This window comes from Brucella sp. TWI432, assembly GCF_039674445.1.
GTDB classification, from domain to species: domain Bacteria; phylum Pseudomonadota; class Alphaproteobacteria; order Rhizobiales; family Rhizobiaceae; genus Brucella; species Brucella chromiisoli.
Map to the genome: position 1 here is coordinate 60,965 of NZ_JBDJNL010000011.1, position 13,490 is coordinate 74,454.

A 13,490-nucleotide genomic window follows, 5' to 3' on the forward strand; every position below is an offset into this window, starting at 1 on the left:
CTAATTCCGCAGTCAATCTAACCGGTGCATGACATGACGTTGACAGGCAAAAGCCTCAGAAAATTTCTCGCAGAATACAAGATCGTGGCGCTTCTTATCGTTGTTGCGCTGATTTGGGCATTCTTTGCTATCATGACTTACGACCCGGAAATGGGGCGGTCGCAGTTTCTGACGGCGCGTAATTTCTCCAATCTTCTACGGCAGATGGCGATTACCGGGATGCTGGCCTCCGCCATGGTGTTTGTCATTGTAGCGGGTGAAATCGACCTCTCTGTCGGGGCTATGCTAGGCTTGCTGGGCGGTATCGCAGCCGTGCTCGATGTGGTTTATGGCTGGCCATTATGGGCAACAATCAGCACCGTGCTGGTTCTGGGCGTGATTTTGGGCGGCTTTAATGGATGGCTGACGGCTTATCTCGGCATTCCGTCCTTTATTGTTACGCTCGGCGGACAATTGGTTTTCCGCGGCATCGTGCTCGGCATTATGGGCGGTGTAACGATTGCGCCGATCTCATCAGACTTCAAATATCTGGGGCAGGGTTATCTGCCGGAATGGTTTGGGAATGTCTGCGCGATGGCTTTGTTCGCCGTGCTTATATTGATCACGCTGCGGACGCGCGCCAGCAAGCGAAAGCACAATCTGCAAACGCTGTCACCGGCAATGGAGATTGCACGTCTGATCGGTACAGGTATCCTGATCCTTGGTTTCATTCTGGTGCTCAACAGCTATCAGGGCGTTCCATTTCCGGTTCTGGTGTTGCTGGTCATTCTGGGTGTTTTCACAATCATTTCGCGACAGACGGTTTTTGGCCGGCATATTTATGCGGTGGGCTCAAATCTCGAAGCAACGCGCTTCTCCGGCGTTAATGTGAATTTTGTCAAAATGGCTGTGTTTGCGCTGATGGGGCTGATGGCGGCTGTCGCAGGGCTGACCACAACAGCGCGTCTTGCAGCCGGTACGCCATCGGCGGGTTTCGGTGGCGAACTTGATGCGATTGCATCGTGCTTTATCGGCGGTACATCCATGCGTGGTGGCGTGGGATCAGTCATTGGTGCGCTGGTCGGTGCGCTCATCATGTCGAGCCTCGACAATGGCATGTCGATGCTCGGCGTTGATACATTCTGGCAGCAGATCATCAAAGGCAGCATTCTGGTGCTGGCCGTCTATCTTGACATTGTATCGTCAGGCACGCGTCGCGCCTGACGGAGCGGGGGTAAGCGGCGCATGGAAGCTGGAATTGATAAGTTCTGCTTCCAATCAAAGACCTGAGAGCGCCGATCTGATCGGATCGGCGCTCTCAGCGTTAAACACAGAGTTTTTCTTCCCTGCTTTCGCCGGTCAGGCTTCTGGAGAGTATCCGAATGTCACGGCAGGGTTTTCCGCCGTTTCAACCCAGATGCTCTTTGCTTGCGTGTAAGCCATCAACGCATCCTTGCCACTGGAGCGGCCATAACCGCTGCGCCCAAAGCCGCCGAACGGGGACATAACAGAAATGGTCTTATAGCCGTTGATCCAGAACGTACCGGCACGCACATTTGCAGCAACGCGATGCGCGCGTGCAACATTTTCGGTCCATACCGCGCCCGCAAGACCATACGGATTATCATTGGCAAGCGCGACGGCTTCGGCTTCGTCATCAAATGGCATAACAGCCACGACAGGGCCGAAGACTTCTTCCTTTGCGATATTCATTGCAGGATCAACCTGATCGAGAATTGTCGGCGCATAATAATATCCGCCGGTTTCTTCAAGTGCTTCCGGCTTCTTGCCGCCCGCTGCCAATACGGCCCCATCTGCAACACCGTCGCGAACCATCTGGTCGATCTTTGACCATTGCTTTGCATTGTTGATCGGACCGATATGTGAATTATCATCATAAGGATCGCCGACAACGATGCGGTTTGCTGCATTGGCATAGCGCTCAACAAATTCCTGATGGATCGAACGATGCACGAGCAAGCGCGAACCAGAGACGCAGCTTTGTCCTGCACCACTGAAGATAGCCGATTGTGCACCGATAATCGCACGCTCGATATTTGCATCTGGAAACACGATGTTCCCGGATTTGCCGCCAAGCTCAAGAATACAGGGAACCACGTTCTTTGCAGCAGAAGCAGCAATGGCCGAACCGGCCTGAGCCGAACCGACAAAGACCACAAGTCCGGTTCGCGGATGCGAAATCGCAGCTTGCCCCGCTGTTGGCCCATTGCCCGCGATTACATTGACCAAACCGCGCGGTGCACCGCCCTGTTCACACATCAGGCCAAGGATAAGCGTGGACAGCGGTGTGAGTTCTGATGGTTTAATGACGACGGCATTTCCTGCGCAGATAGCAGGCGCGATCTGCCAGCCACCGGTAAACAATGGCGCATTCCATGGGGTGATTTGCGTCACAACGCCGATTGGTTCGTGTCGTGTATAGTTAAGGTGGCTGCTCGGCACAGGAATAACATCGCCGTAAAGCTTATCGCACCAGCCTGCATAATATTCGAACATTTCGGCAACGCGAACAGCCTCACCGCGAATATCGCGAATGGGGCGTCCGGCAGAGCGGCTTTCGATTTCCGCAATGCGCTGCGCATGTTCGCGGATATGCCGGGCGATCTCGTTCATCACGCGACCGCGACCGGAAGCCGTCAGAGCCATCCATTCCTTTTGCGCGCGCGCAGCACTCTCCATTGCGGCATCAATAACCGATTGATCTGCATCTCTGTAAGATGCAAAGACTTTGCCCGTCGCCGGATCAGTCAGGTTCTGCTCAGCGCCATTTCCAGTGATAATCTCACCATTCACAAAGCTACCGATCTCACCTGCGGGAAAGAAGCTTTTAAAAAGTTCCGCTATGCGTTCAGACTGTGCGTTTTTATCTACACTTTGCGTCATTGTTTCGCTCACTCTTTGGATGAATCGGGTTGAAAAGCACCCATGCGGGTGAAATCATCGCTGTCTTGGAGATGTTCTGCATTGGCCCAGAGTTTTGCGACCACTGACGTGAGAGGCGTATCCGCGCCGGTGCGCTCGGCCATTTCCTGAGCGAGGCGAACGTCTTTGCGCATCAACCCCATCGAAAAGCCGCTGTCGAAACGATCATTCATAACCCATGTCGGAAAATGGACTTCGCTGATCATGGACTTACCGGACGCCGCGTTCAAAACGCGCAATGCAGCCTCTGGGCTAATTCCGGCAGCAAGAGCCAGTTTCAGGCCTTCGCTGGTCGTGACCATGTGAGCGGCAGCAAGCAGATTATTGACAAGTTTCGCAACATTGCCAGCACCACTTGGTCCAACATGCAGCGCCTTGGCCGCCATCGATTCAATAACCGGCTGCGCAAGCGCCAGATCGGCATCACTGCCACCGATCATCATCGTCAGTTTTCCGGAAGCCGCACCAGCCGGTCCGCCACTGACAGGCGCATCAAGGAAGCCATGGCCGAGGGCATCAAGTTTTTGCGCTAAAGCGCGGCTGACATCCGGCTCAGACGTCGATGTGTCGATAATAACGACCCGTTTGCGATCTTGAGACAGTTGATGGAGTTGTGCATTAACAACCGCTTCAACATCACGGGCAGTTGGCAGAGAGAAAACCAGAAAATCTGCTTTTTCAAACAAAATATCGAGTGTGTCTGCGGGCGTTACATCTGCCTTTTGCGCCAATGCTTTGCGCTCATTTGACAAATCGAAGCCGAGGGTAGGAAAGCCTTTTGCCGCCAGTGTTTGCGCCATGCCTAGCCCCATGCTGCCGAGGCCAACAACACCGACAATTGGTTTTTCCTGTTGCGACATTCCACATCTCCATTGTTTTGCGAACAGACCCGCGTCCACCGCATTTTGAATGAAGAAAAGCTCGCATCAAAGCGTGCAAACGCATAGTCGGCCCGGCAACAACGTTGTGTCCCACGTGGTGCAACAGTCCCTTAAAGAACTTATACAAAGGTGCTAAGACGCTGGTGTATCACGCCTTGAAAATGCTCAATCGTCACACCGGCTTAACCAGGGCTCTATGAGCCATGCTTACCGATCCTCGGTATTTACCTGAACGCAGCCATATTATTGGCAAGAAAGCCACTCAGTCTTTCGACAGAAAGCGGCAAGCGACGGCGTGCTCTCACCAGCAGATGCGCACTTGCTTCCGCAAGTAGCGGATCGGACAGCTCTCTTACGGCGACTGCGTTGCGCGCCAATTCTGTGGAGACAGCGAAACGAGGCAGAAACGATATGCCAAGGCCAGCAATTACAAAACGCCGCAAGACATCGATCGATGTCGTCTCGACGAGTGGCGAAATAACGAAACCCCGGTCTGCAGCAACACGCGTAACAAGCTGTGTAATGCCATGCCCCGGCGCCAGCAGCGCGTTGGCTATGCCCGCACAGTCCGCCAGTTCCAGCTTGGCTTTCGTCAATAAAGCATGGTGCGGCGGCGTCACCACGCACAGCGATTGTTTTGAAATCGCCAGCGAGCGAACGCGTGCGTCCATCAGAGGGTTGTAAGCAATGCCGATATCGGCATCTCCATTGGCAATGCCGTCCAACACTGTTTGTGTCCCGCCCAGTTGAAGGTCGTATTGCACATCGGGGTAGATTTTGACGAAGGAACCGAGGCCATATTGAAGAACATCGGCAAGAAAGCCCTCACCGCATAAGATACGGACACGCCTTTGCTGCACGCCCTTGAGAAAGCCGAGTTGCTCAGTCAGCAAACTGTGCTCTTCAAGAACGCGCCTGCTGTGTTCCAGAACAAGTTCACCTGCCTCTGTCAAAGTCATGCCACGCGCCGTGCGTTCAAACAGAGGCAAACCGATATTGCGCTCTGTTTCAGCAATCTGGCGGCTGACAACCGATGGCGCAACGCGCACATGCTCGGCTGCGGCACGGATAGACCCGAACCGCACTACAGCCATGAACATGCGTAACTCTTTAGCGTCCAGTGTTTCCATGATCGTTTGTTGCTGAGAAGGCACCGCTAATCAATATGCATTGCGTATATTGCAACGCAAAACTCAAGCTGGTGCCAGCTCGCTTGCAACAAGTTTGATCCAGAAATTGGCCCCAATGGGCAAAAGGGCGTCGTTGAAGTCATAGTAAGGTGAGTGCAGCCCCGGATTGGAGCCATCGCGTCGGCTGCCCAGCCAGAAATAGCAACCGGGCTTTTCCTGCAACATAAACGCAAAATCTTCCGCGGCCATGCTTGGCGCCGCATCCAAAACGTTCAGACCGAGGTCGGGTGCAGCGGCAAGCGCACGAATCTTGCGTGCATTTTCTGCCGTATTGATCGTTGAAGGATAGCGCTCCTCATAATCCACACGTGCTGTGCAGCCAAAAGCTTCTGCAACCGAAGCAGACAAATTCTGCATACGACGTGCGATGATCTGGCCGACTTCAGGCAGAAACCAGCGTGTTGTTCCGCGTATGATCATCGTCTCAGGAATGACATTCCAGGCATCGCCGCCATGCATCTGTGTAACGGATACAACTGCCGATTCCAGTGGCGACACATTGCGGCTGGCGATAGTCTGTAGAGCGGTGACCAATTGCGCCGCCGCCACCACCGGATCGGCTCCTTCATGCGGCATTGCCCCGTGAGCGCCTTTGCCCTTCAGTTCAATCTCGAAAGTACCGAAAGCCGCCATCATTGCATCGTCGCGGGCTACACATGTGCCCACATCGAGTGCTGGCCAGTTATGCATGCCATAAACTGCATCGACCGGAAAATCTCTGAACAGACCTTCCTGCACCATTTCCCGACCGCCACCTTCATTTTCTTCCGCCGGCTGGAATATGAAGTGAACCGTTCCGTCAAAGTCGAGCTTACTAACCGCTTTCGCCGCCGCAAGAGCCATGGTGACGTGTCCGTCATGGCCGCAGGCATGCATTTTGCCGGAAGTCTCTGACACATAGGCAACGCCACTCTTTTCGACGATTGGCAAAGCATCCATATCGGCCCGAATGCCAATCGCACGTGGTGATGAGCCGCGTTTAAGGCTGCCGATGACACCCGTTTTCGCATAACCGGTTCGAACATCATAACCCCACAGCCGAAGTTTCTCGGCGATGAATGTTGATGTCCGGTTTTCCTCAAATGCGAGTTCCGGATGTCGATGCAGATCGTGCCGCCATGCTGTGGCTTCCGCAATATCGGCTTCACTCAAAACAGCAGCCATATTTGAACGCTCCCAATAGATTGCTGACGGGTCCTGTGACCGGACCCGCCGGAGAACAATTTAGCCTATGATACGCAACATCAGATCGGCCACAACAACCGAACCAAGATAGGTACCGATCATCACGCATATAGCGACGATGACGATTTTCCAACCGGAGCGACGGGCAATTTCAAATTCATTCCGCGTCAGTGCCAGACCACCATAGGCCAACGCCGGTGTTGCGAGCGCCAGAAAGTTAAGCTCACCCACCTTGGCCAAAACGAATTCTGATCCGGGAACGCCGGGGATCGTAATGATAATAGCGATAAGCGAAACCCAAGCCACACTTGGCAGATAAAACGGCATGTAGCGCGCCATAATCAGGCCACCAAGAGATGCCGCATAAAGCACTGCCATACCCGGCAAAGCCTGCACAGGCGTGACACCTGTGCCAACCCAGTTCGCAATCAGACCCAGAAAGCAAGCAATGATGAGAAGCAGCGCATTCTCAAGAATATCGATTTTGCGTTCGTCTGTGCTCTCGACAGACAAGGTCAATGTATCGACTTTGTTTTTTACTGATTGTGAAGTCATCGATCTCTCCCCTTATGCAGCGTTACGGTATTCATCGGGACGGCACTTTTTATAAAGCCATTCAGTCAGCGGCAGAGCCACAAACAGACCGACATAAAGTCCCGTTGCATAAGTGAGAATGTTACTGGCCGCAGCGAGCGCAAGAATGAGATCCTGTTGTTCGGGGATAACACTCACCAAACCGCCCGTACAGGCAGCAAGCATACTGCCAGAGCCCACGCCACACGACATGGCCAAAGCACGGACATCGAACACGCCCAGACTGTGCACCAATGGCGGCATAATTGCGAATACGAATGTACCGATAAGAGTTCCTGTCGCGTAAACACCCATGACACCTGCCCCTTCAGGGCTGTCGAGGCCATATTTATCCGCGATCAGTGCCAGATTGGGTTCACGATCAATCGAGTAGGTCGCCCCAATCGTCTCACGTCCCATGCGCAGCACGAAGACGGCAATCGGAAAGGCGATGGCGATTGTTCCCAGATTGCCTATTTCTTGCAAAATCAGTGCCGGTCCGGTTGCAATAATATTATCAATCTGTGGACCGACTGTTGTGCCAAATTTTGCAATGAATGGCATAATGGCGATGGTAATCATCGTGCCTGATAGCTTGATAGAATCAGATTTGAGGACTTTTCCAGTCGCTTTCAGGATATGTGGATTGAGAATCACACCGAGCGCAAACGCGTAAAGCATTGGCAGAAAGATAACCGCGCCAATGCCGATGGATATTTTACGAATGCCAATCAGCTCTGAAATACAGATGATAAGCAGGACGAATACGTGCAGCCAGATATGGCGCATCGCAAATACGTTATTCCCCTTCACGCGGGCCTCCTTGTTTTTGTCTTACCGCTGCCTAACAGTATGATCAGTTTAAAAGCAAGCACCAGACTGACATGCGCGAACGGAGCGTTGCTTTGCCAGCAACAGAACAAGCGATCAGAACGGTTCCGTGTTACGTCTTATCCGGTTCGAAAATGACATCCGCGGAAGCCCAAACTTTTACCTTATTAAAAAATGGCGATCGAATTGATTTGAACTGGTCATCAGCCGGGTTGCGGTTTAATCAGATTTATCTTGAAAAACTGGATGCATAAATGACTACCCAATCCGATCCAAATCTGTTGAACGATCTTTCATCATTGGTGCAAAAGCTTGCCGATGAGATTGATCCCCATCTGATTGAAATTCGTCGCGACATTCATGCGCATCCTGAAACAGGGTTCGACGTTGAGCGCACTGCAGGCGTTGTTGCACGCGAATTGGAAAGTCTGGGAATTGAGCATCAAACCGGTGTTGGTCGCACCGGTGTGGTTGGTTGGATAAAAGGCGGGCGTCCGGGCCCCACATTGCTGATCCGCGCCGATATGGATGCACTGCCGATTGAGGAGCAGACAGATCTTCCTTTCGCAAGCCAGTATCCCGGAAAAATGCATGCCTGCGGACATGATCTGCACACAGCAACACTCATCGGTATTGGCAAGGTTTTAAAAGACATTGCGCCACGTCTGAGCGGAAATGTGAAACTCATGTTTCAGCCAGCCGAGGAAACGCAGGAAAGTGGTGCGCGCGCCATGATTGCCGATGGTATTCTCGATGGTGTCGATTATGCTCTGGGTTTCCATAACCACCCGGATGAGCCAACCGGCACTTTCACCTTCGTTGAAGGTGTCGCTAACGGATCGTCCGACGAGTTCGATATTACGGTTCATGCCGCATCCGGCCATGCAGCACGACCGCATCAGGCAGTGGATCCCATTGTTGCAACCGCACAGCTCATCACGCAGCTTCAGACGATTGTCTCGCGTGAAGTCGATCCGATGCTGGCCGCTGTTTTAACGATCGGCTCAATCCATGGTGGTCACACGCATAATATCATCCCGGATTCTGTTGCCATCATGGGGACCGTGCGTTGTCAGGACCGTGGCGCACGCGATATTATCGAAGCAGCCGTTCGCCGCATTTGTGGGGGGCTTGAAGCGTCATTGCGTGTGCGCTGTGCCATCAACTATGTACGCGGAGTGCCATCAATGGTGTCGGATTCCTATTTGATCGAGACCACCGGAGCGGTCATTCGCGAGCATTATGGTGATGTGTTTTTCCAGCGCGGGGGGAGCCTTGGCGCAGAAGATTTCGCATTGGTTGGCGAAAGAGTGCCTTCGTTCCAGCTTGGCATTGGTGCAGCACAGCAAGGTCGCGACGACAAGCTGCATAATTCCGATTATCAGCCCGACGAACGCTGCATTGCCAACGGCGTTGTTGCGCTGTCGCTTGCTGCTGCGCGCATTTTGTCCTGAAATGAAGTGGGCGGCGTAGAGTGCTTTTCAATCTGATTTTATCAGATTGGCGCTCCCAGGCCGCCCTTTTATTTTATGCGCAGAGATATCGGTTCGATAATGCATGGATATGATTGGTGCCAATGCCACAGCATCCGCCAATAATGCCTGCACCGTTCTTGACCCAGCGCGTTGCCCATGCCCCATAGGCATCGGGATCAAGGTCTGCGCGAATTTCGGTCACTTTTGCGTTGGCTTCTTCATCGCCCTGCTGGGACGGAAATGCGTTGGCATAAACACCCACTGGAATATCCTTGCCCAACGCATCAAAGACCTGTTTTGCCGCGATGATTGCTGCATCCATCACTTCAGGCATCGCACAGTTGAAAAGAAGGGCTTCTGCACCCAGTTCGGCTGCAAGCCTTGCTCCATCGGCAACCGATTCACCAGAACGAAGCTGCGCTTCTGTCATGGCATCGGGCGCGATATCATCCCGCAATGTATAGGAAATCCAGAATGGCTTTCCTGTCGCGCGGATCGCTTCATGGGCGGCTTTCACTTCGATGAGGCTGCTTTGGGTTTCTGCAAGCCAGAGGTCAACGGATGGGGACAGCCCATCCACCAGCACATTGAGCAGTTCACCCGCACGCGCAGGATCGAAAAGCTCTGGCTGATAAGATCCAAAAACCGGCGGCAATGAACCGGCTACTTTCACATCGCGGCTGGCTGCATTGGCCGCGTCGCGTGCGATTGTGCCGGAGAGGCCAGCGAGTGCGTGGCCTTGTGATGCGAAACGGTCTTCACCAATGTGAAAAGGCACGACTGCATAACTGTTGGTGGTGATGACATCTGCACCAGCGGCGATATAGTCATCATGCACCTGACGAACAAACTGCGGTGCTTCCATGAGAGCGAGCGCCGACCATTCCGGCTGGCGGAAAGGCGCACCAACGCGCTCCAATTCGCGGCCCATGCCCCCGTCGAGAATGATTGTCTTCTTGCTCATCATTTTATGTCCTTGTTGTTATTCATCGCGGCAACATCTGTTCGCTGGGCAATGATACTATCCAGCCAGCCGGGCTTCATTTGCGGAACGGAGGCCAGAAGCTTTGCGGTGTAATCGTCATAGGGTGGGCTTAAGACGTCTGCCTTCAAGCCATAGCGCACCACGGATCCCTGATGCATGACGGCAATTTTGTCGGCAATGGCACGAACGATTGCGAGGTCATGTGTGACAAAAAGATAAGACGTGCCCGTCTCGCTTTGTATCCGACGCAGCAAGTCGAGAATGCCTTCCGCCACCAGTGGATCAAGTGCAGAGGTTGGTTCGTCGCACAAAAGCAACTTGGGGCGCGCGGCAAGGGCACGCGCGATACAAACCCGCTGCTTCTGACCGCCCGACAATTCTGCCGGATAGCGATCCAGAATAGTTCTTGGCAGCTCATTCAACTCAAGCAACTCATGAACGGCGTTTCGACGTTCCTCACGTCCCATGCGGAAGTAAAACTGCAACGGCCTGCCGATAATATCGGCGATGGTACGACGCGGGTTGAGTGCGAGATCGGGCAACTGGCTGATCATCTGGATATTCCGCAGCGTTTCTTTCGACCGCTGATCCACGCTTGGCGGCAGCTGCGCCCCGTCGAAACGGATGTCTCCGCCGGAGGGCTGAAGAAGGCCGCTGACCACGCGTGCCAGCGTCGATTTGCCGGAGCCGGATTCACCCACGATAGCCAAGGTCTGACCTTCCGCGAGATCTATCGTAACCGCCTTGAGCACCGGTGTTGCCGGGTCGTAGGCGGCAGAAATATTGGCAATAGAGAGAAGGGGGGCGGATGTTTGGGGCTTCCCTTCTATTTCCTTCTGGCGAACAGCAACTAGCTGACGCGTGTAGTCTTCGCGCGGCGCATCGAAAATTGCGCGAACAGAGCCTGTTTCAACCATGCGTCCATGACGCAATACCATAATGTCGTCGGCAATCTGGGCGACGACGGCCAGATCATGGGAGATATAAAGCGCTGCAGTGTGGGTTGTTTCAATCGCTCTCTTAATGGCAATCAGAACTTCAATCTGTGTTGTGACATCAAGCGCGGTCGTTGGTTCATCAAAGATTACAAGATCAGGCTTGGCACAGAGCGCCATTGCCGTCATCGCACGTTGAAGCTGTCCGCCTGATACCTGATGCGGATAGCGTTCGCCAAAATGCTTCGGGTCGGGCAGACCAAGCAAGGTGAAAAGTTCGATTGCGCGGGCTTTGGCTTCCGTGCGCTTCATCAAACCATGCCAGACCGCGGCCTCGGTAACCTGATCAATCAGCTTGTGCGCTGGATTGAAAGCGGCAGCAGCGGATTGTGCGACATAGGCAATGCGGCAGCCACGCAGTTTCTGCGTATCTTTACGGGACAGGGAAAGAATGTTCTGCCCATCCAGCGTGATGGTTCCGCCCGTAATCTCAAGACCACCGCGCGCAAAGCCAAGAGCTGCAAGACCGATGGTCGATTTGCCGGCACCCGATTCCCCGATAAGCCCAAGCACCCGGCCTTTTTCCAGCATCAGATCAACGCCATCAACGACAAGTGTTTCACCCGCGCTGATTTTCAGGCCATCAATTTTCAGCAGTGGGCTTGTGTCCTGATCAGCCATTGTTCTGCACGCCTTTCTTCAGGCTGGACGTGCGCTGCAAAATCCAGTCGACAACAAAATTGACGCTGATCGCAAGCAGAGCAATGGTTGCACCGGGAATAAGGGCCGCAAATACGCCGAACATCAGCCCATCCTTGTTTTCCTTGACCAGACTGCCCCAGTCGGCAATCGGCGGCTGCACGCCAAGCCCCAGAAAAGACAAAGTGGAAAGAAACAGGATCGAAAAAACGAAGCGCAGCCCAAACTCTGCCAACAAGGGTGACAATGCATTGGGCAGAACTTCATTGAAGATAATCCAGCGTTTGCTCTCCCCGCGCAGGCGTGCAATTTCGACGAAATCCAAAACCACAATATCAAGAGCGATAGCGCGGCTGACGCGGAAAACGCGAGTCGCTTCCAGCACCGCCATCACGGCTATCAGAATGAAGACGCTTTTGGGTAGAACGGCCAATACAACCAGCGCAAAAATAAGCGTGGGTATCGCCATGAGCAGGTCGTTGCCGCGCGACAGCAATTGGTCCGCCCATCCGCGCGCCAAGGCCGCAAGAAAGCCGAGCGGCACACCGATCAGAAAGGCAAGCATTGTCGCGGCTGCTGCAATCGATAATGTCAATCGGGTGCCCCAGATGAGACGGGACAGAAGATCGCGGCCAATATTGTCCGTTCCAAGCAGCGCCTCACGCGATGGTCCTTGCCAGACGGTACCGACCACTTCCGAGATAGGATGGGGTGCGAGCCAGTTGGCGAAGATGGCGACGCATAGGAAGAAGGCGATGCCACCAAAGCCGATAGCAGCAAGCAACCGCGAACCTTGTCTGTTTTTTTTCATCGTGGATGCCTCAACCGTGGATTGGTCAGAATGACAATGACATCCGCAATGATATTGAGGCCGATATAGACAGCCGCGAAAATAAGACCACAGGCCTGCACCACCGGTACATCACGCTTGGCGACATGATCGACCATATATTGGCCCATGCCCGGATAAACAAAGATCACTTCGACTACCACCACACCAACAACGAGATAAGCCAGGTTGAGTGCGATCACATTGATGACAGGTGAAAGCGCATTGGGCAGGGCGTGTTTGAGAAGAATGCGCCAGCGTGGCAAGCCTTTGAGCTGGGCGGTTTCGATATAGGGTGATGACATCACGGCAAGCAGCGATGCACGTGTCATACGGACCATATGCCCGGTTACAGCAATCACCAGCGTCATACAGGGTAGAGCAATTGCGGTCAGCCGCTGCCAACCGCTCATTGATGAGTTGACAAGGGCGCTTGATGGCAAAAGCCCGAGCGAAATCGCAAAATAGGCGATTAATATATAGGCTACGAAAAATTCGGGCAGCGATATGGTGCCAAGCGTTGCCACAGCGATGCCGCGATCAATTGCAGTCCCCGCATAGAGAACTGAAACCACCCCCAGCACCAAGGCCAGTGGAATAGCGAACAGGGCTGCCATCGCTGCCAGATAAAGCGTATTGGACAGACGCGGTCCTATGCTTTTCGCAATATTCTGCCTGTTGGAATAGCTGCGTCCAAGATCCCCCTGAACCGCATCGCCAAGCCATTCAGCATAGCGTTGGACAGCGGGTCTTTCCAGCCCCAGTTCCTTGCGGATATTTTCAACGGCCTGTGGGGTTGCCTGTTGCCCCAGCATTGCTGTTGCAACGTCGCCCGGCAAAATCTGCGTTCCGGCAAAAATAACAACGGAAATTGCCCACAAAAGCGCAATGCCAAGAAGGATGCGTCGGACAACCAAACCAAAAAGCGTGTTTTTACGCATAAATCCAATCGAATATCGCTGGCGTTTATCCGCTGCTGTCGTGA

The 13,490-nt window shown here is 53.6% G+C and carries 12 protein-coding genes; 2 read left to right on the forward strand and 10 right to left on the reverse strand.

All coding sequences use genetic code 11. From position 1 onward, the window contains the following. Positions 1–33: 33 nt before the first annotated feature. Complete coding sequence (locus ABE527_RS15185) at positions 34–1,203, forward strand: sugar ABC transporter permease (RefSeq protein ID WP_265985097.1); 1,170 nt, start codon at positions 34–36, stop codon at positions 1,201–1,203. 135 nt (positions 1,204–1,338) lie between these two features. On the opposite strand, the gene ABE527_RS15190 is transcribed toward ABE527_RS15185, so the two are convergent. The 6 genes from ABE527_RS15190 to ABE527_RS15215 form a co-directional block, all read right to left on the reverse strand. Next, positions 1,339–2,883: an aldehyde dehydrogenase family protein gene (locus ABE527_RS15190; protein ID WP_265985098.1), complete on the reverse strand. Its 1,545-nt coding sequence runs from the start codon at positions 2,881–2,883 to the stop codon at positions 1,339–1,341. Positions 2,884–2,891: 8 nt separating this feature from the next. Next, positions 2,892–3,833 carry an NAD(P)-dependent oxidoreductase gene (locus ABE527_RS15195; protein ID WP_499695017.1) on the reverse strand — a complete coding sequence of 314 codons (942 nt, stop codon included), beginning with the start codon at positions 3,831–3,833 and terminating at the stop codon, positions 2,892–2,894. Between the two features lie 194 nt (positions 3,834–4,027). Continuing rightward, positions 4,028–4,903: a LysR family transcriptional regulator gene (locus ABE527_RS15200; RefSeq protein WP_499697425.1), complete on the reverse strand. Its 876-nt coding sequence runs from the start codon at positions 4,901–4,903 to the stop codon at positions 4,028–4,030. Positions 4,904–4,996: 93 nt separating this feature from the next. Beyond that, positions 4,997–6,157 carry a M20 aminoacylase family protein gene (locus ABE527_RS15205; protein ID WP_499697426.1) on the reverse strand — a complete coding sequence of 387 codons (1,161 nt, stop codon included), beginning with the start codon at positions 6,155–6,157 and terminating at the stop codon, positions 4,997–4,999. A 60-nt stretch (positions 6,158–6,217) separates the two neighbouring features. Beyond that, positions 6,218–6,733, reverse strand: coding sequence for a hypothetical protein (locus ABE527_RS15210; protein WP_499697427.1), 516 nt, complete (start codon positions 6,731–6,733; stop codon positions 6,218–6,220). Between the two features lie 12 nt (positions 6,734–6,745). Continuing rightward, complete coding sequence (locus ABE527_RS15215; protein ID WP_499697458.1) at positions 6,746–7,540, reverse strand: DUF3100 domain-containing protein; 795 nt, start codon at positions 7,538–7,540, stop codon at positions 6,746–6,748. Between the two features lie 296 nt (positions 7,541–7,836). Here ABE527_RS15215 and ABE527_RS15220 point away from each other — a divergent pair, with 296 nt between their 5' ends. After that, positions 7,837–9,036 (forward strand): M20 metallopeptidase family protein, encoded by a 1,200-nt coding sequence (locus ABE527_RS15220; RefSeq protein ID WP_499697428.1) that lies wholly within the window; start codon positions 7,837–7,839, stop codon positions 9,034–9,036. Between the two features lie 73 nt (positions 9,037–9,109). On the opposite strand, the gene ABE527_RS15225 is transcribed toward ABE527_RS15220, so the two are convergent. From ABE527_RS15225 to ABE527_RS15240, 4 genes are read right to left on the reverse strand one after another with little or no spacing between them, the layout of a single operon-like run. Beyond that, the gene (locus ABE527_RS15225; RefSeq protein ID WP_499697459.1) at positions 9,110–10,021 is read right to left on the reverse strand and encodes a homocysteine S-methyltransferase family protein; all 912 of its coding nucleotides are present in this window, start codon (positions 10,019–10,021) and stop codon (positions 9,110–9,112) included. Next, on the reverse strand, positions 10,021–11,658 hold the full coding sequence (locus ABE527_RS15230; RefSeq protein WP_499697429.1) for an ABC transporter ATP-binding protein: 1,638 nt from the start codon (positions 11,656–11,658) through the stop codon (positions 10,021–10,023). Before ABE527_RS15230 ends, ABE527_RS15225 begins: the two co-directional genes overlap by 1 nt. Then, positions 11,651–12,487, reverse strand: a complete 837-nt coding sequence (locus tag ABE527_RS15235) for an ABC transporter permease (RefSeq protein WP_499697430.1) — start codon at positions 12,485–12,487, stop codon at positions 11,651–11,653. Before ABE527_RS15235 ends, ABE527_RS15230 begins: the two co-directional genes overlap by 8 nt. Then, positions 12,484–13,446 carry an ABC transporter permease gene (locus tag ABE527_RS15240; protein WP_265985151.1) on the reverse strand — a complete coding sequence of 321 codons (963 nt, stop codon included), beginning with the start codon at positions 13,444–13,446 and terminating at the stop codon, positions 12,484–12,486. Before ABE527_RS15240 ends, ABE527_RS15235 begins: the two co-directional genes overlap by 4 nt. Positions 13,447–13,490 lie beyond the last annotated feature (44 nt).